At 67.3% G+C, this 20862-nt stretch carries 19 protein-coding genes; 16 read left to right on the top strand and 3 right to left on the bottom strand.

What is annotated here, in order from left to right; all coding sequences use genetic code 11:
* The first annotated feature begins 19 nt into the window (after positions 1-19).
* From dnaE to ACTWJ5_RS24330, 9 genes are all read left to right on the top strand, one after another.
* On the top strand, positions 20-3547 hold the full coding sequence (gene dnaE / locus ACTWJ5_RS24370; protein ID WP_074985534.1) for a DNA polymerase III subunit alpha: 3528 nt from the start codon (positions 20-22) through the stop codon (positions 3545-3547).
* 116 nt (positions 3548-3663) lie between these two features.
* Complete coding sequence (gene accA / locus ACTWJ5_RS24365) at positions 3664-4614, top strand: acetyl-CoA carboxylase carboxyl transferase subunit alpha (RefSeq protein ID WP_074985531.1); 951 nt, start codon at positions 3664-3666, stop codon at positions 4612-4614.
* Positions 4615-4942: 328 nt separating this feature from the next.
* Positions 4943-6256: a tRNA lysidine(34) synthetase TilS gene (gene tilS, locus ACTWJ5_RS24360; RefSeq protein ID WP_444436716.1), complete on the top strand. Its 1314-nt coding sequence runs from the start codon at positions 4943-4945 to the stop codon at positions 6254-6256.
* 170 nt (positions 6257-6426) lie between these two features.
* Positions 6427-8055, top strand: coding sequence for a CTP synthase (locus ACTWJ5_RS24355; protein WP_253389757.1), 1629 nt, complete (start codon positions 6427-6429; stop codon positions 8053-8055).
* 2 nt (positions 8056-8057) lie between these two features.
* Positions 8058-8903, top strand: a complete 846-nt coding sequence (kdsA, locus tag ACTWJ5_RS24350) for a 3-deoxy-8-phosphooctulonate synthase (RefSeq protein WP_043271168.1) — start codon at positions 8058-8060, stop codon at positions 8901-8903.
* A gap of 46 nt (positions 8904-8949) precedes the next feature.
* Complete coding sequence (gene eno, locus ACTWJ5_RS24345; protein ID WP_009616677.1) at positions 8950-10239, top strand: phosphopyruvate hydratase; 1290 nt, start codon at positions 8950-8952, stop codon at positions 10237-10239.
* A gap of 75 nt (positions 10240-10314) precedes the next feature.
* Positions 10315-10593 carry a cell division protein FtsB gene (ftsB, locus tag ACTWJ5_RS24340; protein ID WP_024128518.1) on the top strand — a complete coding sequence of 93 codons (279 nt, stop codon included), beginning with the start codon at positions 10315-10317 and terminating at the stop codon, positions 10591-10593.
* The gene (ispD, locus tag ACTWJ5_RS24335; protein ID WP_253389756.1) at positions 10590-11303 is read left to right on the top strand and encodes a 2-C-methyl-D-erythritol 4-phosphate cytidylyltransferase; all 714 of its coding nucleotides are present in this window, start codon (positions 10590-10592) and stop codon (positions 11301-11303) included. The genes ftsB and ispD overlap by 4 nt, the downstream gene beginning before the upstream one ends.
* A 4-nt stretch (positions 11304-11307) precedes the next feature.
* The gene (locus ACTWJ5_RS24330; protein WP_147310714.1) at positions 11308-11880 is read left to right on the top strand and encodes a hypothetical protein; all 573 of its coding nucleotides are present in this window, start codon (positions 11308-11310) and stop codon (positions 11878-11880) included.
* Between the two features lie 234 nt (positions 11881-12114).
* Here ACTWJ5_RS24330 and yedF read toward each other — a convergent pair whose 3' ends face one another.
* The 3 genes from yedF to ACTWJ5_RS24315 form a co-directional block, all read right to left on the bottom strand.
* Positions 12115-12363: a sulfurtransferase-like selenium metabolism protein YedF gene (yedF, locus tag ACTWJ5_RS24325; protein ID WP_009616683.1), complete on the bottom strand. Its 249-nt coding sequence runs from the start codon at positions 12361-12363 to the stop codon at positions 12115-12117.
* Positions 12329-13555 (bottom strand): selenium metabolism membrane protein YedE/FdhT, encoded by a 1227-nt coding sequence (yedE, locus tag ACTWJ5_RS24320; protein ID WP_009616685.1) that lies wholly within the window; start codon positions 13553-13555, stop codon positions 12329-12331. Before yedE ends, yedF begins: the two co-directional genes overlap by 35 nt.
* A 69-nt stretch (positions 13556-13624) precedes the next feature.
* Positions 13625-14515: a LysR substrate-binding domain-containing protein gene (locus ACTWJ5_RS24315; RefSeq protein ID WP_444436715.1), complete on the bottom strand. Its 891-nt coding sequence runs from the start codon at positions 14513-14515 to the stop codon at positions 13625-13627.
* 189 nt (positions 14516-14704) lie between these two features.
* On the opposite strand from ACTWJ5_RS24315, the gene ACTWJ5_RS24310 reads away from it, so the two are divergent.
* From ACTWJ5_RS24310 to ACTWJ5_RS24280, 7 genes are all read left to right on the top strand, one after another.
* Positions 14705-15817, top strand: coding sequence for an S-(hydroxymethyl)glutathione dehydrogenase/class III alcohol dehydrogenase (locus ACTWJ5_RS24310; RefSeq protein ID WP_058490920.1), 1113 nt, complete (start codon positions 14705-14707; stop codon positions 15815-15817).
* Positions 15818-16070: 253 nt separating this feature from the next.
* Positions 16071-16907 (top strand): S-formylglutathione hydrolase, encoded by an 837-nt coding sequence (gene fghA / locus ACTWJ5_RS24305; protein WP_444436714.1) that lies wholly within the window; start codon positions 16071-16073, stop codon positions 16905-16907.
* A 56-nt stretch (positions 16908-16963) separates the two neighbouring features.
* On the top strand, positions 16964-17437 hold the full coding sequence (gene ispF, locus ACTWJ5_RS24300; protein ID WP_064584064.1) for a 2-C-methyl-D-erythritol 2,4-cyclodiphosphate synthase: 474 nt from the start codon (positions 16964-16966) through the stop codon (positions 17435-17437).
* On the top strand, positions 17434-18492 hold the full coding sequence (truD, locus tag ACTWJ5_RS24295) for a tRNA pseudouridine(13) synthase TruD (protein WP_444436713.1): 1059 nt from the start codon (positions 17434-17436) through the stop codon (positions 18490-18492). The genes ispF and truD overlap by 4 nt, the downstream gene beginning before the upstream one ends.
* Positions 18480-19238 carry a 5'/3'-nucleotidase SurE gene (surE, locus tag ACTWJ5_RS24290; RefSeq protein WP_116423040.1) on the top strand — a complete coding sequence of 253 codons (759 nt, stop codon included), beginning with the start codon at positions 18480-18482 and terminating at the stop codon, positions 19236-19238. The genes truD and surE overlap by 13 nt, the downstream gene beginning before the upstream one ends.
* Positions 19239-19260: 22 nt before the next feature.
* Entirely contained in the window at positions 19261-19896 is a 636-nt protein-coding gene (locus ACTWJ5_RS24285) for a protein-L-isoaspartate(D-aspartate) O-methyltransferase (RefSeq protein WP_099049128.1), read from the top strand.
* Between the two features lie 66 nt (positions 19897-19962).
* Positions 19963-20841 (top strand): peptidoglycan DD-metalloendopeptidase family protein, encoded by an 879-nt coding sequence (locus tag ACTWJ5_RS24280; protein ID WP_052267869.1) that lies wholly within the window; start codon positions 19963-19965, stop codon positions 20839-20841.
* Positions 20842-20862: the final 21 nt, after the last annotated feature.

Here is a 20862-nt window from a genome sequence, read left to right as displayed (position 1 = left end):
CGCGTTGCATAGGACCACCATGACCGCCTCCTTCGTCCACCTGCGTCTGCACTCCGAGTACTCCCTGGTCGACGGCCTGGTCAGGGTCAAACCGTTGTGCAAGGCAGTGGCCGGCGCCGGCATGCCGGCGGTGGCGATCACCGACCAGAGCAACATGTGCTCGCTGGTGAAGTTCTACAAGACTGCCATGGGCGCCGGCATCAAGCCGATCTGCGGCGCCGACATCTGGCTGGCCAGCCGCGACGAGGACGGCCCGCTCAGCCGCCTGAGCCTGCTGGTGATGAACGCCAAGGGCTACCGCAACCTCACCGAGCTGATCTCCCGCGGCTGGCAGGAAGGCCAGCGCAACGGCGAGATCATCATCGAGCGCGACTGGGTGAAAGAGGGCGCCGAGGGCCTGATCGCGCTGTCCGCGGCCAAGGAAGGGGAGATCGGCCACGCCCTGCTCGACGGCGAGGACGCGCTGGCCGACTCGCTGCTGGCCGAGTGGATGGAAGTCTTCCCCGACCGCTTCTACCTGGAAGTGCAGCGCACCGCGCGGGTCAACGACGAGGAACACCTGCACGCCGCCGTGGCGCTGGCCGAGCGCAGCGGCGCGCCGCTGGTGGCCACCAATGACGTGCGCTTCATCAAGCAGGAAGACTTCGAGGCCCACGAGACCCGCGTGTGCATCGGCGAAGGCCGCGCCCTGGACGACCCGCGCCGCTCGCGCAACTACTCCGACCAGCAGTACCTGAAATCGCCGGCGGAAATGGCCGAGCTGTTCAGCGACCTGCCCGAGGCCCTGGAAAACACCGTCGAGATCGCCAAGCGCTGCAACATCGAAGTGCAGCTGGGCAAGTACTTCCTGCCCAACTTCCCGATTCCCATCGAAGGCATGGACATCAACGACTACCTGCGCCATGTCTCCTACGAGGGGCTGGAGGAGCGCCTGGAGGTGCTGCTGCCCAAGGACACGCCGAACTACGAGGAAAAGCGCCAGGTCTACGTCGACCGCCTGGAGTTCGAGTTGGGCACCATCATCCAGATGGGCTTCCCCGGCTACTTCCTGATCGTGATGGACTTCATCAAGTGGGCCAAGAACAACGGCGTGCCGGTGGGGCCAGGCCGGGGTTCGGGTGCCGGCTCGCTGGTTGCCTACGTGCTGAAGATCACCGACCTCGACCCGCTGGCCTACGACCTGCTGTTCGAGCGCTTCCTCAACCCCGAACGTATCTCCATGCCCGACTTCGACGTGGACTTCTGCATGGAAGGCCGCGACCGGGTGATCGACTACGTGGCCGACGCCTACGGGCGCAACGCGGTGAGCCAGATCATCACCTTCGGCTCCATGGCTGCCAAGGCGGTGGTGCGCGACGTGGCGCGGGTGCAGGGCAAGTCCTACGGCCTGGCCGACAAGCTGTCGAAGATGATCCCCTTCGAAGTCGGCATGACCCTGGACAAGGCCTTCGAGCAGGAGGAAATGCTCCGCGACTTCCTCAAGTCCGACGAGGAAGCCCAGGAAATCTGGGACATGGCCCTGAAGCTGGAAGGCGTCACCCGCGGCACCGGCAAGCACGCCGGCGGCGTGGTGATCGCGCCGACCAAGCTCACCGACTTCTCGCCCATCGCCTGCGACGAAGAGGGCGGCGGCCTGGTGACCCAGTTCGACAAGGACGACGTGGAGGCCGCCGGCCTGGTGAAGTTCGACTTCCTCGGCCTGCGCACCCTGACCATCATCAAGTGGGCGATGGAGATCATCCATCGCAAACAGCAGAAAGCCGGCGACGAGAACCTGGTCGACATCGACCGCATCCCGCTGGACGACAAGAAGACCTACGACCTGCTGCAGAAGGCCGAGACCACCGCGGTGTTCCAGCTGGAATCGCGCGGCATGAAGGAGCTGATCAAGAAGCTCAAGCCGGACTGCCTGGAAGACCTCATCGCCCTGGTGGCGCTGTTCCGCCCCGGCCCGCTGCAGTCGGGCATGGTGGACGACTTCATCAACCGTAAGCACGGCCGCGAGGAAATCTCCTACCCGCACCCGGATTACCAGTACCCGGGCCTGGAGCCGGTGCTCAAGCCCACCTACGGCATCATCCTGTACCAGGAACAGGTGATGCAGATCGCCCAGGTGATGGCCGGCTACACCCTCGGCGGCGCGGACATGCTGCGCCGCGCCATGGGCAAGAAGAAGCCCGAGGAGATGGCCAAGCAGCGCGGCGGCTTCATCGAAGGCTGCGCCAACAACGGCATCGACAAGGACCTGGCGGGCAACATCTTCGACCTGGTGGAAAAGTTCGCCGGCTATGGCTTCAACAAGTCGCACTCGGCCGCCTACGGCCTGGTCTCCTACCAGACCGCCTGGCTGAAGACGCACTGGGCCGCGCCCTTCATGGCCGCGGTACTCACCGCGGATATGCAGAACACCGACAAGGTGGTGACGCTGATCGAAGAATGCCGGCACATGAAGCTGCGCATCGTCGCCCCGGACGTGAACAACTCCGAATTCCGCTTCACCGTCGACGACGACAACCAGATCGTCTACGGCCTGGGCGCGATCAAGGGCGTCGGCGAAGGCCCGGTGGAAGCCATCACCGAATGCCGCGCCGAGGGCGGGCCGTTCAAGGACCTGTTCGACTTCTGCGACCGCATCGACCTCAAGCGCATCAACAAGCGCACTCTCGATGCGCTGATCCGCGCCGGCGCGCTGGACCGCCTGGGCCCGTATTTCCACGAAGAGCCCAAGGCCTACCTGGCCGACATCGACCGCAACCGCGCGGTGCTGCTGGCGTCCATGGAGGAAGCCATCAAGGCCGCCGAGCAGACCTCGCGCAGCCACGACAGCGGCCACATGGACCTGTTCGGCGGGCTGTTCGCCGAGCCCGAGGCCGACGTCTACGCCAACCACCGCAAGGCCAAGGAGCTGACCCTCAAGGAACGCCTGAAAGGCGAGAAGGACACTCTCGGCCTTTACCTCACCGGCCACCCGATCGACGAGTACGAAGGCGAGGTGCGCCGCTTCGCCCGCCAGCGCATCGTCGAACTGAAGCCGGCGCGCGACACCCAGACCGTCGCCGGGCTGATCGTCAACCTGCGGGTGATGAAGAACAAGCGCGGCGACAAGATGGGCTTCGTCACCCTCGACGACCGCTCCGGGCGCATCGAGGCCTCGCTGTTCGCCGAGGCCTTCGCCGCCAACCAGGGCCTGCTGCAGACCGACGCCATGGTGGTGATCGAGGGCGAGGTCAGCCAGGACGACTTCTCCGGCGGCCTGCGCCTGCGCGCCAAGCGCGTGATGGGCCTGGAGGAGGCGCGCACCGCGCTGGCCGAGAGCCTGCGGCTGAAGGTCGCCGCGGATGCGCTCAAGGGCGACCGCCTGCGCTGGCTGGCCGAGCTGTGCGGCCGCCACCGCGGCAACTGCCCGGTCACCGTCGACTACAGTTCCAGCGACGCCCGCGCCCTGCTGCAGTTCGGCGAAGACTGGCGCATCGACCCGGCCGATGCGCTGATTCAGGCATTGCGTGACCAGTTCGGACGCGACAACGTCTTCCTCAACTACCGCTAGCGTGGCCGGTGGCCGAACGCCGCCCGCCCGCCAGTCTCGACCCTGGGCGCCCGATACCGTAAGGTAGGGCGCCATACGGACCAGGCCCTGCCGCCATTCAGCACGACGGATAGCCCATGAACCCGAACTTCCTCGATTTCGAACAGCCGATCGCCGACATGCAAGCCAAGATCGAAGAGCTGCGTCTGGTCGGCAACGACAACTCCATCAACATCAGCGATGAAATCGCCCGCCTGGAAGACAAGAGCCGCGCGCTGACCGAGAACATCTTCGGCAACCTGAGCAGCTGGCAGATCGCCCAGCTCGCGCGCCACCCGCGCCGGCCCTACACCCTGGACTACATCGAGCACATCTTCAGCGAATTCGAAGAACTGCACGGCGACCGCCACTTCGCCGACGACGCCGCCATCGTCGGCGGCGTCGCCCGCCTGGACGATCAGCCGGTGATGATCATCGGCCACCAGAAGGGCCGCGAAGTGCGCGAGAAGGTGCGCCGCAACTTCGGCATGCCGCGTCCGGAAGGCTACCGCAAGGCCTGCCGCCTGATGGAAATGGCCGAACGCTTCAAGATGCCGATCCTGACCTTCATCGACACCCCCGGCGCCTACCCGGGCATCGACGCCGAAGAGCGCGGCCAGAGCGAGGCCATCGCCTGGAACCTGCGCGTGATGGCGCGCCTGAAGACGCCGATCATCGCCACCGTCATCGGCGAGGGCGGCTCCGGCGGCGCCCTGGCCATCGGCGTCTGCGACAACCTGAACATGCTGCAGTACTCCACCTACGCGGTGATCTCCCCGGAAGGCTGCGCCTCGATCCTCTGGCGCACCGCCGAAAAGGCCCCGGAAGCCGCCGAAGCCATGGGCATCACCGCGGCGCGCCTGAAGGACCTGGGCATCGTCGACACCGTGATCCCCGAACCGCTGGGCAGCGCCCACCGCGACCCGGCCGCTGCAGCGGAAAGCATCCGCAACGCGCTGAAGTCGCAGTTGGGCATGCTCAAGGGCCTGAGCACCCAGGAGCTGCTGGCGCGTCGCTATGAGCGGCTGATGAGCTACGGGATCGCCTGAGGGCGGCCGGTCCGGTTCTGCCAAGGCTTCGGCGCCAGGCCTGAGAGCGCCCTCTCCCTAACCCTCTCCCTGAAGGGAGAGGGGACCGTTCGGAGTACGCTGATGTTTCGGCGTTAGCCGGCTTGTACCGAGTACCCGGCTAACACCAAATCCTTTCTCGGCACGGACTAGCCCCCTCTCCCTTCAGGGCGGGGCGCGCAGCCGAGGGCTGGGGAGAGGGAGCGGAGTCAATCCCAAACACAGGTGTTGCCGGTAAGCACCGTTCGCGAGCAAGCTCGCTCCTACGAAAAGCCTGTCTCCCTCACGCTCTTCACCTGTAGCCGCCCCCATGCCCCTAGCATCCCGCCTGCTCACCACCCTGGCCCCCTGGCGCCAGGCCCCGGCATGGCGGGTAGGCTTCTCCGGCGGGCTGGACTCCACCGTGCTGCTGCACCTGCTGGCGCAACTGGCCAGGACCGAATCCCTGCCGCCTCTGTCCGCCATCCACGTCCACCACGGCCTGCAGGCCGCGGCCGATGCTTGGCCGGCGCACTGCGAGGTGTTCTGCCGCGAGCTGGGTGTCCCTCTGTTGGTCGAACGGGTGACGGTGCCGGCGGGCGCGAGCGTGGAGCAGGCCGCGCGTCGCGCGCGCTACGAGGCTTTTGCGAAACACCTGAAAACGGGCGACTGCCTGCTGGCCGCCCAGCACCGCGACGACCAGGCCGAGACCCTGCTGTTCCGCCTGCTGCGTGGCGCCGGCGTGCGTGGCCTGGCCGGCATTCCCGCGGCCCGGCCGCTGGGAGCCGGCATGCTGCTGCGGCCGCTGCTGGACGTCTCCCGCGCTGAACTCGAAGCCTACGCCCGCGAGCATGGCCTGCGCTGGATCGAAGACCCGTCCAACACCGACACCTCTTTCGCCCGCAACTACCTGCGCCAGCGCGTGCTGCCGCTGCTCGCCGAGCGCTGGCCGCGGGCTGTGGATAACATCACCCGCAGCGCCGCGCACCTGGCCGAGGCCGAGGCGCTGCTGGCCGAACTGGCGCAGCAGGACCTGGCGGCGGCACGGCCCGGCAACGACTTCGACTGGCTGACCGTCCCCTCGCTGGCCCTGGCGCCGCTGCTGGCGCTTGGCGAAAGCCGCCAGCGCAACGCCCTGCGCCACTGGCTGGCGCCCTTCACGCCGATGCCGGACAGTGCCCACTGGGCCGGCTGGCAGGCCCTGCGCGATGCCGCCGGGGATGCCGCGCCGGTCTGGCGCCTGGGCGGCGGCGAGCTGCAGCGCAGCAGCGGGCGGCTCTGGTGGCTGTCGGGCGCCTGGCTGCAGGCGCCGGCGTGCGAGCTGCCCTGGGACGACCCGTCGCAGCCCCTGGCGCTGCCCGGCAATGGCCTTCTGCACCTGGAAGGTGCACCGCCCGTCGGGCCGCTGCGGGTGACCTGCCGGCGCGGCGGCGAGCAGCTGGAACTGGCCCAGCGCGGCCGTCGCGACCTCAAGCGGCTGCTCAACGAAAGCGCCGTGCCGGCCTTCGTCCGGCCGCGGCTGCCGCTGCTCTGGCGCGGCGGGCAACTGCTCGGCGTGGCCAACCTGCCGGCGCTGCGCCAGGCCGGCGAGACGGGCTGGCGCCTGCGCTGGACAGCCCCGACGAATGACCCGGGTTTGAGCTGAAAGGGCCTTTCCGGTAGACTACGCTCCCGTCTTGTACCGCTCCCGTCGATTCCCACGGAATCGGCGGGAGTTCGCTATTGAGCGCGGCATGCGCCGCGGTTTGGGCCGCGGCCCATTCATTCGCTTCCCCGGCGGCCCAGCCGCCTAAACGCTGACATTCAGGGCTTTTCATGACGCGCTACATCTTCGTCACGGGTGGTGTTGTTTCTTCATTGGGGAAAGGCATCGCCTCGGCTTCCTTGGCTGCCATTCTGGAAGCGCGTGGCTTGAAGATCACGATGCTCAAGCTGGACCCCTACATCAACGTCGATCCGGGCACCATGAGCCCGTTCCAGCACGGTGAGGTGTTCGTCACCCATGATGGCGCGGAAACCGACCTCGACCTGGGCCATTACGAGCGCTTCGTGCGCACCACCATGACCCAGAACAACAACTTCACCACCGGCCGCGTCTACATGGACGTGCTGCGCAAGGAGCGCCGCGGCGACTACCTGGGCGCCACCGTGCAGGTGATCCCGCACATCACCGACGAGATCAAGCGTCGCATCATCAAGGGCGCCGGCGATGCCGACGTGGCCCTGGTGGAAGTCGGCGGCACCGTCGGCGACATCGAGTCGCAGCCGTTCCTCGAGGCGATCCGCCAGCTGCGCGTGGAAATCGGCTCGCGCCGCGCCATGCTGATGCACCTGACCCTGGTCCCGTACATCGCCACCGCCGGCGAGACCAAGACCAAGCCGACCCAGCACTCGGTCAAGGAGCTGCGCTCCATCGGCCTGCAGCCGGACGTGCTGGTCTGCCGCTCCGACCATCCGGTGGACGTCTCCTCGCGCCGCAAGATCGCCCTCTTCACCAACGTCGAAGAGCGCGCGGTCATCTCCCTGGAAGACGTCGACACCATCTACCGCATCCCGTCGGTGCTGCACGCCCAGGGCCTGGACGACATCGTCGTCGAGCGCTTCGGCCTGGAGTGCGGCCCGGCCGACCTGTCCGAGTGGGACCGCGTGGTCGACGCCAAGCTCAACCCCGAGCGCGAAGTCACCATCGCCATGGTCGGCAAGTACATGGAACTGCTCGACGCCTACAAGTCGCTGATCGAAGCCATGACCCACGCCGGCATCCAGAGCCGCACCAAGGTCAACCTGCGCTACATCGACTCCGAGGACATCGAGCAGCAGGGCACCGGCCTGCTCGACGGCGCCGACGCCATCCTGGTCCCGGGCGGCTTCGGCCTGCGCGGCGTGGAAGGCAAGATCACCGCCGTGCAGTACGCCCGCGAGAACAAGGTCCCCTACCTGGGCATCTGCCTGGGCATGCAGGTGGCGGTCATCGAATACGCCCGAAACGTGCTGGGCTGGAAGGACGCCAACTCCACCGAGTTCGACAAGTCCAGCGGCCATCCGGTGGTCGGCCTGATCACCGAGTGGGAAGATGCTACCGGCGCCACCGAAGTGCGCACCGAGGCCTCCGACCTGGGCGGCACCATGCGCCTGGGCGCCCAGGAATGCCAGCTCGAAGCCGGCACCCTGGTGCACGACTGCTACGGCAAGGACGTGATCGTCGAGCGTCACCGCCACCGCTACGAAGTGAACAACAACCTGCTGCCGCAACTGCAGGAAGCCGGCCTGAAGATTTCCGGCCGCTCCGGCGACGGCGCCCTGGTGGAAGTGGTCGAGTCCCCGGACCATCCGTGGTTCGTCGCCTGCCAGTTCCACCCGGAGTTCACCTCCACTCCGCGTGATGGCCACCCGCTGTTCAGCGGCTTCGTCAACGCCGCCCTGAAGCAAGCCGGGAAGGCCTGAACATGAGCCAGAAGATCATCCGCGTCGGCGACATCCAGATCGGCAACGAGCTGCCCTTCGTGCTGTTCGGCGGCATGAACGTGCTGGAGTCGCGCGACCTGGCCATGCAGGTCTGCGAGGAATACGTGCGGGTCACCGAGAAGCTCGGCATCCCCTACGTGTTCAAGGCCAGCTTCGACAAGGCCAACCGCTCGTCCATCAACTCGTACCGCGGTCCGGGGCTGGAAGAGGGGCTGAAGATCTTCGAAGAGATCAAGAAGACCTTCAAGGTGCCGGTCATCACCGACGTCCACGAGCCCTTCCAGGCCGCCCCGGTGGCCGAGGTCTGCGACATCATCCAACTGCCGGCGTTCCTCTCCCGGCAGACCGACCTGGTCGTGGCCATGGCCAGGACCGGCGCGGTGATCAACATCAAGAAGGCCCAGTTCCTCGCGCCCCAGGAGATGAAACACATCCTGACCAAGTGCGAGGAAGCCGGTAACGACCAGTTGATCCTCTGCGAGCGTGGCTCCTCCTTCGGTTACAACAACCTGGTGGTGGACATGCTCGGCTTCGGCATCATGAAGCAGTTCCAGTACCCGGTGTTCTTCGACGTGACCCACGCCCTGCAGATGCCGGGCGGCCGCGCCGATTCCGCCGGCGGCCGCCGCGCCCAGGTCACCGACCTGGCCAAGGCCGGCATGAGCCAGGGCCTGGCCGGCCTGTTCCTCGAGGCCCACCCGGACCCCGAGCACGCCAAGTGCGACGGCCCGTGCGCCCTGCGCTTGAACAAGCTCGAGCCTTTCCTGTCCCAGCTCAAGCAGCTGGACGACCTGGTGAAGAGTTTCCCCACCATCGAGACCGCCTAAGTCTCACCAGCCGCCCCGTTTATCTATCTTCGGAGTGTTATCAAGAATGGCAAAGATCGTCGACATCAAGGGCCGTGAGGTCCTGGACTCCCGCGGCAACCCGACCGTTGAAGCGGACGTGATCCTGGACAACGGCATCGTCGGCAGCGCCTGCGCCCCGTCCGGTGCTTCCACCGGTTCCCGCGAGGCACTCGAACTGCGCGATGGCGACAAGAGCCGTTACCTGGGCAAGGGCGTGCTGAAGGCCGTGGCCAACATCAACGGCCCGATCCGCGACCTGCTGCTGGGCAAGGACCCGGTCGAGCAGAGGGCGCTGGACCAGGCGATGATCGAACTCGACGGCACCGACAACAAGGCCAAGCTGGGCGCCAACGCCATCCTGGCCGTGTCCCTGGCCGCCGCCAAGGCCGCCGCACAGGCCAAGGGCGTGCCGCTGTACGCGCACATCGCCGATCTGAACGGCACCCCGGGCGTGTACTCCATGCCGGTGCCGATGATGAACATCATCAACGGCGGCGAGCATGCCGACAACAACGTCGATATCCAGGAGTTCATGGTCCAGCCGGTAGGCGCCAAGACCTTCGCCGACGCGCTGCGCATGGGCGCCGAGATCTTCCACCACCTCAAGGCCGTGCTGAAGGCCCGTGGCCTGAGCACCTCGGTGGGCGACGAAGGCGGTTTCGCACCGAACCTGGCTTCCAACGAAGACGCCCTGGCCGCCATCGCCGAAGCCGTGGCCAACGCCGGCTACAAGCTGGGTGACGACGTGACCCTGGCCCTGGACTGCGCCTCCAGCGAATTCTTCAAGGATGGCAAGTACGACCTCGAAGGCGAAGGCAAGGTGTTCGACGCCGCCGGCTTCGCCGACTACCTTGCCGGCCTGGCCGAGCGCTTCCCGATCATCTCCATCGAAGACGGCATGGACGAGTCCGACTGGGCCGGCTGGAAAGTCCTCACCGACAAGATCGGCGGCAAGGTGCAACTGGTCGGCGACGACCTGTTCGTGACCAACACCAAGATCCTCAAGGAAGGCATCGAGAAGGGCATCGGCAACTCCATCCTGATCAAGTTCAACCAGATCGGCTCGCTGACCGAGACCCTCGAAGCCATCCAGATGGCCAAGGCCGCCGGCTACACCGCGGTGATCTCGCACCGCAGCGGCGAAACCGAGGACAGCACCATCGCCGACCTGGCCGTAGGCACCGCCGCCGGCCAGATCAAGACCGGTTCGCTGTGCCGCTCCGACCGCGTGTCCAAGTACAACCAGCTGCTGCGCATCGAAGAGCAGCTGGGCGCCAAGGCGCCGTACCGTGGCCGCGCGGAATTCCGCGGCTGAGGCTAGTCTGGTACGGTGAAGGGGTGGCGCGAGCCACCCCTTCGCACATGGAGTCCACAATTGCGTCTGAGTAAGCTGCGCAGCCCCTACTGGCTGTTCCTCGTCCTGCTCCTGGGCCTCGCCGGCCTGCAGTATCGCCTGTGGGTAGGGGACGGCAGCCTGGCGCAAGTGCGCGAGCTGGAGAAGCAGATCGCCGACCAGCAGGGCGAGAACCAGCGTCTGCTCGAGCGCAACCGCATCCTCGAGGCCGAGGTGGCGGAACTGAAGAAAGGCACCGAGACGGTCGAGGAGCGTGCCCGCCACGAACTCGGCATGGTCAAGGACAAGGAAACCCTCTACCAGCTGGCGCAATGAAATTCCGCGACATCTCCCTGCCGGCCTTCTGGGCCGTGATCCCCGCCGCGGGCATCGGTTCGCGGATGCGCGCAGACCGCCCCAAGCAATACCTCGACCTCGCCGGCCGCAGCATTCTCGAACACACCCTCGACTGCTTCCTCGGCCACCCCATGCTCAAGGGCCTGGTGGTCTGCCTGGCGCCTGACGATCCCTGGTGGCCGAACCTGCCCTGTGCCGGCGACCCGCGCATCCTGCGTGCCGAAGGCGGCCGCGAGCGCGCGGATTCCGTACTCAACGGCCTGCTGCTGCTCAACGAACAGGGCGCCGCCAGCGACGACTGGGTGCTGGTGCACGACGCGGCGCGGCCGAACCTGAGCCGCGGCGACCTCGACCGGCTGCTCGGCGAACTGGACAACGACCCGGTGGGTGGCCTGCTCGGCGTGCCGGCGCGGGACACGCTCAAGCGCGTCGGCGCCGATGGCCGGGTGCTGGAAACCGTCGACCGCAGCGTGGTCTGGCAGGCCTACACGCCGCAGATGTTCCACTTGGGCGCCCTGCACCGAGCCCTGGCCGATGCCCTGGTGGCGGGTGCGGCGATCACCGACGAGGCCTCTGCGATGGAGTGGGCCGGCAACGCGCCGAAGATGGTCGAAGGCCGCGCCGACAACATCAAGGTCACCACCCCGGAAGACCTGCAGCGGCTGCAACGGGCTTTCGGAAAACGCTGAAACCATGAAGCGCCTTGCGAGGTTCCTGCCCAGGCTCGAAGGCGACTTGCACCGCATCCTGCGCTGGGCCGGCGACGGCTGGCGCATGCCCTGGCTGTGCCTGGGCCTGGCGCTGCTGGGTACCTGCACCGCCGCCTACCCGATCACCTCCGTGGTGGTGCCGGCGGTCCTGGTGGCGCCACGGCGCTGGGGCGGCATAGCACTGAGCGCCGCCCTGGGCAGCGCGCTGGGGGCGCTGCTGCTGGTGATCGTCCTGCACCACATGGGCTGGGCCAGCCTGTACGCCCACTTCCCGCAATTGCTGCAGGACCCGAGCTGGGCGCAGGTGATGGACTGGACCCGCCGTTACGGCCTGCTGGCGCTGTTCCTGGTGTCCATCTCGCCGCTGCCGCAGACGCCGGCGTTGGTGGTGCTGTCCAACGTGCCGCTGCACTATCCCGGCGTGCTGCTGGCGATCTTCACCGGCAAACTGCTCAAGTACCTGGTGTTCGCCTGGGTCGGTTCGCGCTTCCCCGGGCACATCCACGATTTCCTGCACCGCCACGGCCGCAATACCGGCCGTGGCGATTCGGCCTAGGCGGGCCTTGTCCGCGATTTCGCGCGCAGGGCGCGCTCCTACAAGGTGGGGTTGTGCGTAGGAGCAATTGTTTATTGGGTTCCCGCGAACGCGGGAACCCAATAAACAATGTAGGAGCGGTGTGGGTGCTTTTCGTAGGAGCGAGCTTGCTCGCGAATGAGCCCCGCAGCGGAGTCCGTTCGCGAGCAAGCTCGCTCCTACGAGAAACCACGCCCGCATGGGGATCGCCAAGGCTCACCCCAACAACGGCACCTCGATGAGAAAGCGGAACAGCGCCCCATGCTGCTCCACCGCCAGGCAGTTATAACCGTGGCGCTTGGTGTCCTCGGGGATGCCGTGCACCGACTGCGAGCAGTCGGTGACCACTTCCAGCAGGTCGCCCGGCTTCAGTGTCTCCAGGGTTTCCAGGGTGGCGATGGCGTTGTACGGGCAGTGCTCGCCACGCAGGTCAAGCGACAGCGTCGGCGTCTTGTTCGCGCTCATTGGCGGTTTTCCTCGAACGGGTGAAGCGGTTGGCGTTCAGTTGTACCAGCAGCATGCACAGCGCAAGGCCGGCGAAGGTCAGCAGCAGGCCGCCGCCGGGGCCGAACATCTGCAGCAGGTTGAGCTTGGGATAGGGCAGGGCCAGGGCGCTGCCCAGCGCGTCCCAGTACACCGCCACCAGGGTGCCGCCGATGACGTTGCCGACGCCGACCACCCAGAAATGCACCTGGCCTTCCATCGAGCGGTACATCCAGCCGGTCTCGCAGCCGCCGGCGAGGACGATGCCGATGCCGAACAGCACGCCGCCGATCACCGCGTTGGGGCCCATCCAGAAGGTCTTCGGCGCCACGCCCAGGTGGATCGCCGCGAAGGTGCCGACGCAGGCCGCGGCCATGCCCAGCAGGATGCCGAAGGCGGCCTTGGTCCGGCCGGTGGTCCAGAGGTCGCGGGCGGCGCTGGTGAAGCAGATCTGCGCGCGCTCGATCAGGCCGCCGAACAGCAGGCCGAACAGGGTGGCCAGGCCCAGTACCAGCGACACCTCGAAGCGCCAGGCGGCGAACAGCGCGGCCACGGCCAGCACCGCCAGGCCCAGGCGCCACTGCACCTTCGCGCGGCGGGCTAGGCTCGCCGCGTCGGGCAGGCTGGCGGCCTTGCCGGTGACCTTCAGCGGCGTGCGCAGGAACGGCAGCAGGCTCAGCTTCACGCCGAACCAGGCGCCGATCACGGTGGAGAGCATGAAGGCCCAGGCGTGCACCGAGAACATCGGGATGCCGGTGAAGAACGCCGCCAGGTTGCAGCCCATGGCCAGGCGCGCGCCGAAGCCGGCGATGATACCGCCCACCAGGCCCTGCAGCAGGCGCCGCCGGCTGGTCGGCCAGCGCAGGCTGACGTTGCCGGCCCAGAGCGCGCAGCACAGCGCGCCGAGGAACATGCCGATGATCATCACCCCATCGATGCGGTCCAGCGGGGTGCCCTGCAGGCCGATGATCTTGAAGTAGCTCCAGTCCTGCACCGGCACGCCGAACCAGGACAGCACGTGGCCGCCCCAGCGGGTGAACTCCCCGGTGACGGCCCAGAAGGTCCCGGTCAGGGCGAAGTAGTAGGCGGAGGCGACACCGAGCGCGACCAGGGTCGGCAGCGGTGACCAGAAGCGCAGCAGGTAGCGCTCGCGGAAGGCGGAGAGGGCGGACATGACGGCATCCTTGGCAGGGTAGCGTGGTAAACTGGTAATTCTAACCGAATCGCCAGAAACCACCCTGTTTCAGGACAACCCCGGATGCGTCCGCTGCAGGCCTTCCTTGAGGAAATCCACCAGTTGCCGCACCTTCGGCGACAGGTGCCGCTGCTGCGGGTACAGCGCCCAGACTGCGGTGTTTGGTGGCTGGTGTTCTTCCAGCAGGGAAACCAGCCGCCCGCTGCGCAGGTGCTCCAGCACGTAGTAGTCCGGCAACTGGCACAGGCCGAAGCCGTGCAGCGCGGCGTCGAGCACTGCCTGGCCGCTGTTGCAGCGCCAGTTGCCCTGCACGCGGTGTTGCGTCTCGCGGCTGTCTTCCAGGAAGGTCCAGATGTCGCTGCTGCCCACCAGGCAGTTGTGCTGCGCCAGTTCCGCCGGCGAGCGCGGCGCGCCGTGGCGCTCCAGATAGCCGGGCGTGGCGCACAGGTACATCACTCGCGGCGCCAGGCGCGTGGCCACCAGGCGCGAGTCGCTCAGGCGGCCGAGGCGGATGGCCAGGTCGAAACCCTCGTGGAGCAGGTCGAGCTGGCGGTTGGACAGCTCCATCTCCACCCGCAACTGCGGGTAGTCGGCCATGAAGGCGTTCACCAGCGGCACCACGAAGCGCTCGCCGTAGGCCACGGCGCAGGTCATGCGCAGCAGGCCCTTGGGCTCGGCGGAGAGGTCGCTGACCGCGCGCAGCGCCTCGTCGCGGGCGTCCTGCAGGCGCTGGCAGTGCTGCAGGAAGGTCTGCCCGGCTTCGCTCAGCGACACGCGCCGGGTGCTGCGGTAGAGCAGGCGGGTCTGCAGGCGTTCCTCCAGGCGGGCGATCTGCCGGCTGACGTGGGAGGAGGAGACGCCCAGGCGTTCGGCGGCGGCGGTGAACTGCCCGGTTTCCGCCACCGCGACGAATTCGTCGAGGCCTTCCCAGCGATTCATCTGGATTGTCCCTGTATGGCAATAAAGTTTTGATTATTGCCTGATTATTTCTTTCCAGGCACTTTTCTACACTTCCAAGGCTGTGCCCTGCGTTTTTCGCCGGGCCGCCCGGTTTCCGCCGGCATCCATCGCCGGCCGCTTCCGCCCCGAAGGCGGAGGCCCATGCATCAACCCGCCAGGAGTTCCGAGATGATCAAGTCCCGTGCCGCCGTCGCCTTCGCCCCCAACCAGCCGCTGCAGGTGGTCGAGGTGGACGTGGCGCCGCCGAAGAAGGGCGAGGTGCTGGTACGCATCGTCGCCACCGGGGTCTGCCACACCGACGCCTACACCCTGTCCGGCGAGGATTCCGAAGGCGTCTTCCCGTGCATCCTCGGCCACGAGGGTGGCGGCATCGTCGAAGCGGTGGGCGAGGGCGTGACCTCACTGCAGGTCGGCGACCACGTGATCCCGCTGTATACCGCCGAATGCCGCGAGTGCAAGTTCTGCAAATCCGGCAAGACCAATCTCTGCCAGGCCGTGCGCGCCACCCAGGGCAAGGGCCTGATGCCCGATGGCACCAGCCGCTTCTCCTACAACGGCCAGCCGATCTACCACTACATGGGCTGCTCGACCTTCTCCGAATACACCGTGCTGCCGGAAATCTCCCTGGCCAAGATTCCCAAGGACGCCCCGCTGGAGAAGGTCTGCCTGCTCGGCTGCGGCGTCACCACCGGCATCGGCGCCGTGCTCAACACCGCCAAGGTGGAAGAGGGCGCCACCGTGGCTATCTTCGGCCTGGGCGGCATCGGCCTTGCGGCCATCATCGGCGCCAAGATGGCCAAGGCCTCGCGGATCATCGCCGTCGACATCAACCCGGCCAAGTTCGACATCGCCAAGGAACTGGGCGCCACCGACTTCGTCAACCCGAAGGACCACCAGAAGCCGATCCAGGACGTCATCGTCGAGATGACCGACGGCGGCGTGGACTACTCCTTCGAGTGCGTCGGCAACGTGCAGCTGATGCGCGCAGCGCTGGAGTGCTGCCACAAGGGCTGGGGCGAGTCGACCATCATCGGCGTCGCCGGTGCCGGCCAGGAAATCAGCACCCGGCCGTTCCAGCTGGTCACCGGTCGCGTCTGGCGCGGTTCGGCGTTCGGCGGCGTGCGCGGCCGCACCGAGCTGCCCAGCTACGTGGAGAAGGCGCAGAAGGGCGAAATCCCGCTGGACACCTTCATCACCCACACCATGGGCCTGGACAAGATCAACGAGGCCTTCGACCTGATGCACGAAGGCAAGAGCATCCGCTCGGTCATCCATTACTGAAAAGCCGACGAGAGCGCTGGAGGCTGAAGGCTATACGTAGCGCTTTTTCGTCCAGCCTCCAGCGCTTTCCTCGTCTTTACACGGAGCTTTTTATGGAAATCGGCGAGGCCTTCGACCTGATGCACGAAGGCAAGAGCATCCACTTGGTCATCCATTACTGAAAAGCCGGCGGGAGCGCTGGAGGCTGAAGGCTATACGCAGCGCTTTTTCGTCCAGCCTCCAGCGCTTTCCTCGTCTTTACACGGAGCTTTTTATGGAAATCGTCTCCAGCACCAAGAGCTTCGAGGGCTGGCACCAGCGCTACCGCCACCGCTCCCAGGCGCTCGGCTGCGACATGGTGTTCGCTATCTACCTGCCGCCCCAGGCCGAGCCCGAGGCCGGCCTGCCGGTGCTCTACTGGCTGTCGGGGCTGACCTGCACCGACGAGAACTTCATGCAGAAGGCCGGCGCCCAGCGCCTGGCCGCCGAACTGGGCCTGGTGATAGTGGCGCCGGACACCAGCCCGCGGGGCCCGGACGTGCCGGGCGACCCGCAAGGCGCCTGGGACTTCGGCCTGGGCGCCGGCTTCTACCTCAACGCCACCCAGGAACCCTGGGCGCGCAACTACCGTATGCACGACTACGTGGTGCACGAGCTGCCGGCGCTGATCGAGGACAACTTCCCGGTCTCCAGCCGCCGTGGCATCGCCGGGCACTCCATGGGCGGCCACGGCGCGCTGGTCTGCGCGCTGCGCAACCCGGGACGCTACCAGTCGCTGTCGGCCTTCGCGCCCATCGCTCATCCCAGCGACTGCTCCTGGGGCCAGAAGGCCTTCGGCCGCTACCTGGGCGAGGACCGCAGCGCCTGGGCCGAGTGGGATGCCTGCGAGTTGCTGGCCGGCGCGAGCGAGCGGCTGCCGATCCTGGTCGACCAGGGCGAGCGCGACGACTTCCTCGCCACCCAGCTCAAGCCCGAGGCCCTGCGCCAGGCGGCGGAAGCGGCGGGGCACCCGCTGGAACTGCGCCTGCACCCGGGCTACGACCACAGCTACTACTTCATCGCCAGCTTCATCGACGACCACCTGCGCCACCATGCGCGGGCGCTGTCCTGAAGGCGTCGCGGCTTTCCGGTAGAATCGACGCCCTGACTGACTCAGGGCGTTTTTCTATGCGTATCGGCCATGGCTACGACGTACACCGCTTCGGCGAGGGCGACTTCATCACCCTCGGCGGCGTGCGCATCCCCCACAAGTTCGGGCTCATCGCCCACTCCGACGGCGACGTGCTGCTGCACGCGCTGAGCGACGCGCTGCTCGGCGCCTGCGCCCTGGGGGACATCGGCAAGCACTTCCCCGACACCGACCCGCGCTTCAAGGGCGCCGACAGCCGCGCGCTGCTGCGCCACGTGGTGGCCCTGGTCCACGAGAAGGGCTACGTGATCGGCAACGTCGACGCCACCATCATCGCCCAGGCGCCGAAGATGGCGCCGCACATCGAGGCCATGCGCGGCAGCATCGCCGAGGACCTGCAGGTCGACCTCGAACAGGTCAACGTCAAGGCCACCACCACCGAGAAGCTCGGCTTCACCGGGCGCGAGGAAGGCATCGCGGTGCACGCCGTCGCCCTGCTGGTCCGTCCATGACCGAGCTGGAACTGCTGGGCCCGCGCGCCCATGGCGAACCCTGCGGGCAGGCGGTGCTCAAGGCGGTGGCCGAGGACTTCCAGGTCGACGAGGTGCTGGACATCCCGCTGTCCGGCGAAGGCGAACACCTCTGGCTGTGGGTGGAGAAGCGCGGGCTGAACACCGAGGAGGCCGCGCGCCGCCTGGCCCGCGCGGCCGGGGTGTCGCAACGGCTGATCAGCTATGCCGGACTCAAGGATCGCCAGGCCCTGACGCGCCAGTGGTTCAGCCTGCACCTGCCGGGCAAGGCCGACCCCGACCTGGCAGTGGCCGAGGACGACAGCCTGCGCATCCTCAAGCGCACCCGCCACCAGCGCAAGCTGCAGCGTGGCGCCCACGCGGCCAACGGTTTCACCCTGCGCCTGACGCAACTGCAAGGCGAACACCAGGCGCTCGACGAGCGGCTGCGACGTATCGCCGCCGAGGGCGTGCCCAACTATTTCGGCAGCCAGCGCTTCGGCTTCGACGGCGGCAACGTCGTGGACGCCCGCAGCTGTGCCGAGCGCGGCATCCTGCCGGAGCAGCGCAACCTGCGTTCGCGCCTGCTCTCCGCCGGGCGCAGCTACCTGTTCAACCAGGTGCTGGCGCGGCGGGTGACGGACGGTAGCTGGAACTGTGCCCAGGTCGGCGACCTGCTGGCCTTCACCGACAGCCGCAGTTTCTTCCCGGCGGGCGAGGCGGAATGCGCCGACCCGCGCCTGGCCGAACTCGACCTGCACCCCACCGGGCCGCTCTGGGGCAAGGGCGCCTCGCCGGCCGGCGGCGCCAGCGGCGAGCTGGAAAATGCCGTAGGCGCCGCGGAAGTGGCGCTTTGCCAGTGGCTGGGCAATGCTGACCTGGCGCACGAACGGCGCATCCTGCGCCTCCCCATCCAGGCCCTGGCATGGCATTATCCGGCCCCTGACATTCTGCAACTGGAATTCGTCCTGCCGGCAGGCTGCTTCGCCACCGTCGTCGTGCGCGAGCTGGTCGAGCTGGTACCGGCAGGGCAGACGGAAAACCCATGCGCATACTGATTGCCAACGACGACGGGGTGAACGCACCCGGTATCGCCGCGCTTTACGACGCGCTGAGCGAACATGCCGAATGCGTGGTGGTCGCTCCCGAACAGGACCGCAGCGGCGCCAGCAGCTCGCTGACCCTGGATCGGCCGCTGCACGCGCAGCGCCTGAGCAATGGATTCATCGGCGTCGATGGTACGCCGACCGACTGCGTGCACCTGGGCCTCAACGGCCTGCTGGACACCTTGCCGGACATGGTCGTCTCGGGTATCAACCTGGGCGCCAACCTGGGCGATGACGTGCTCTATTCCGGCACCGTGGCCGCCGCCATCGAGGGCCGCTTCCTGGAGCGGCCGGCGTTCGCCTTCTCGCTGCTCTCGCGCCAGCCGGACAACCTCTACAGCGCCATGCACTTCGCGCGCCTGCTGGTACTGGCGCACGAGCAGCTCGAACTGCCGCCGCGCACCGTGCTCAACGTCAACATCCCGAACCTGCCGCTGGAACGCATCCGTGGCGTCCAACTGACCCGCCTGGGCCACCGCAAGCGCGCCGCGGCGCCGGTCAAGGTGGTCAACCCGCGCGGGCGCGAAGGCTACTGGATCGCGGCGGCCGGTGATGTCGAGGACGGCGGCGAGGGCACTGATTTCCATGCGGTGATGCAGGGCTACGTCTCGGTCACGCCACTGCAACTGGACCGAACCTTCCGCGAGGCGTTCAATGGACTGCAGGACTGGATCGGAGGGCTGGACCATGGCCGATGAACTGAGTCGCCGCGGCATCGGCATGACCTCCCAGCGCACCCGCGAACGGCTGATCCAGCGCCTGTACGAGGAAGGCCTGTCCAACGCCCGGGTGCTCGAGGTGATCCGCCGCACGCCGCGCCACCTGTTCGTCGACGAGGCGCTGTCGCACCGCGCCTACGAGGACACCGCGCTGCCCATCGGCCACAATCAGACCATCTCGCAACCCTTCATGGTGGCGCGGATGACCGAGCTGCTGCTGGCCGCCGGCCCCCTGGACAAGGTGCTGGAGATCGGCACCGGCTCCGGCTACCAGACCGCGGTGCTGGCGCAACTGGTCGAGCGGGTGTTCTCCGTCGAGCGGATTCAGGCCCTGCAGGACCGCGCCAAGGAGCGTCTTGCGGAGCTAAACCTGAGAAATGTTGTCTTTCGCTGGGGGGATGGCTGGGAAGGCTGGTCGGCGCTGGCACCGTACAACGGTATCATCGTCACCGCGGCAGCCGCCGAGGTCCCGCAGGCGCTGCTCGACCAGCTGGCGCCGGGCGGGCGCCTGGTGATCCCGGTGGGCAGCGGCGAAGTGCAGCAACTGATGCTGATCGAGCGCACCGGCGACGGATTCGACCGGCGCGTGCTGGATTCGGTGCGCTTCGTTCCCCTGCTCAACGGCCCCCTGGGCTGAGCGGCGGCGGGAGCGCCGTCGCGCGGCCAGGGGGAGCATAACGGCGAGATGCCGGGCACATATTCGATGGATAAGGGGGAAGGGGTGAGCCCTATCGCGGCCCAGAAACAATGGATCTGGATTCGGAGCGGCGTGCGCATGCTGCTGGCGGCAGCATTTTGTTCCCTGCTCGCGGCCTGCGCATCCTCCTCCGGGGGCAAGGTCAAGGTGGTCGACCGCAACCAGGCCGAGCGCACGCCGGCGACCACCAGCGGGCAGTACGTGGTGCGCCGCGGCGACACCCTGTATTCGATCGCCTTCCGCTACGGCTGGGACTGGAAGGCCCTGGCCGCGCACAACAACATCCCGCCGCCCTACACCATCCGCCCGGGGCAGGCCATTCGTTTCGGCGGCGCCGGCTCCAGCACCTCGGCACAGCCCGTCGTCGCCAAAACCACGCCGTCCGTCGCCCCGGTAGTGGTCGGCAAGCCTGCCGCCGGTTCTCCGGCACCGGCCAAGCCCGCTCCCGCGGCTACCGTCAGCAATTCGACACCCCCCGCCAGCACTGCCCCTTCGCAGGCTTCCGGCAAGGGCGTGGAGGGCTGGATGTGGCCGACCAGTGGCACTTTGATAGGCCGCTTTGCATCAAACGGGAGTTTGAATAAAGGGATTGATATAGCCGGGCAATTGGGCCAGCCTGTCCTGGCTGCGTCGAATGGCACGGTTGTGTACGCCGGTAGTGGTTTGCGGGGCTACGGCGAACTCGTGATCATCAAGCACAGCGATACCTACGTGAGTGCCTACGGCCACAACCGCAGGCTGCTCGTTCGGGAAGGGCAACAGGTCAAAGTCGGGCAGAGCATTGCCGAGATGGGCTCCACGGGCACGGACCGGGTGAAGCTGCACTTCGAGATTCGCCGTCAGGGCAAACCCGTGGACCCCTTGCAATACCTGCCTCCTCGTTGATCGACCGCCGCATCCCGCGTG

This window comes from Pseudomonas sp. A6 (assembly GCF_052367875.1).
In the GTDB taxonomy this organism is placed as follows: domain Bacteria; phylum Pseudomonadota; class Gammaproteobacteria; order Pseudomonadales; family Pseudomonadaceae; genus Pseudomonas; species Pseudomonas citronellolis.
The sequence above is the reverse complement of the archived record's forward strand: the minus strand, read 5'-3'. Positions and strand labels throughout refer to the sequence as shown.

What these genes read in the sequence shown, in the direction of transcription:
- dnaE (WP_074985534.1), top strand. Translation starts at nt 20, where the DNA reads ATGACCGCCTCCTTCGTCCACCTGCGTCTGCACTCCGAGTACTCCCTG.
- accA (WP_074985531.1), top strand. Translation starts at nt 3,664, where the DNA reads ATGAACCCGAACTTCCTCGATTTCGAACAGCCGATCGCCGACATGCAA.
- tilS (WP_444436716.1), top strand. Translation starts at nt 4,943, where the DNA reads ATGCCCCTAGCATCCCGCCTGCTCACCACCCTGGCCCCCTGGCGCCAG.
- ACTWJ5_RS24355 (WP_253389757.1), top strand. Translation starts at nt 6,427, where the DNA reads ATGACGCGCTACATCTTCGTCACGGGTGGTGTTGTTTCTTCATTGGGG.
- kdsA (WP_043271168.1), top strand. Translation starts at nt 8,058, where the DNA reads ATGAGCCAGAAGATCATCCGCGTCGGCGACATCCAGATCGGCAACGAG.
- eno (WP_009616677.1), top strand. Translation starts at nt 8,950, where the DNA reads ATGGCAAAGATCGTCGACATCAAGGGCCGTGAGGTCCTGGACTCCCGC.
- ispD (WP_253389756.1), top strand. Translation starts at nt 10,590, where the DNA reads ATGAAATTCCGCGACATCTCCCTGCCGGCCTTCTGGGCCGTGATCCCC.
- ACTWJ5_RS24330 (WP_147310714.1), top strand. Translation starts at nt 11,308, where the DNA reads ATGAAGCGCCTTGCGAGGTTCCTGCCCAGGCTCGAAGGCGACTTGCAC.
- yedF (WP_009616683.1), bottom strand. Translation starts at nt 12,363, where the DNA reads ATGAGCGCGAACAAGACGCCGACGCTGTCGCTTGACCTGCGTGGCGAG.
- yedE (WP_009616685.1), bottom strand. Translation starts at nt 13,555, where the DNA reads ATGTCCGCCCTCTCCGCCTTCCGCGAGCGCTACCTGCTGCGCTTCTGG.
- ACTWJ5_RS24315 (WP_444436715.1), bottom strand. Translation starts at nt 14,515, where the DNA reads ATGAATCGCTGGGAAGGCCTCGACGAATTCGTCGCGGTGGCGGAAACC.
- ACTWJ5_RS24310 (WP_058490920.1), top strand. Translation starts at nt 14,705, where the DNA reads ATGATCAAGTCCCGTGCCGCCGTCGCCTTCGCCCCCAACCAGCCGCTG.
- fghA (WP_444436714.1), top strand. Translation starts at nt 16,071, where the DNA reads ATGGAAATCGTCTCCAGCACCAAGAGCTTCGAGGGCTGGCACCAGCGC.
- ispF (WP_064584064.1), top strand. Translation starts at nt 16,964, where the DNA reads ATGCGTATCGGCCATGGCTACGACGTACACCGCTTCGGCGAGGGCGAC.
- truD (WP_444436713.1), top strand. Translation starts at nt 17,434, where the DNA reads ATGACCGAGCTGGAACTGCTGGGCCCGCGCGCCCATGGCGAACCCTGC.
- surE (WP_116423040.1), top strand. Translation starts at nt 18,480, where the DNA reads ATGCGCATACTGATTGCCAACGACGACGGGGTGAACGCACCCGGTATC.
- ACTWJ5_RS24285 (WP_099049128.1), top strand. Translation starts at nt 19,261, where the DNA reads ATGACCTCCCAGCGCACCCGCGAACGGCTGATCCAGCGCCTGTACGAG.
- ACTWJ5_RS24280 (WP_052267869.1), top strand. Translation starts at nt 19,963, where the DNA reads ATGGATAAGGGGGAAGGGGTGAGCCCTATCGCGGCCCAGAAACAATGG.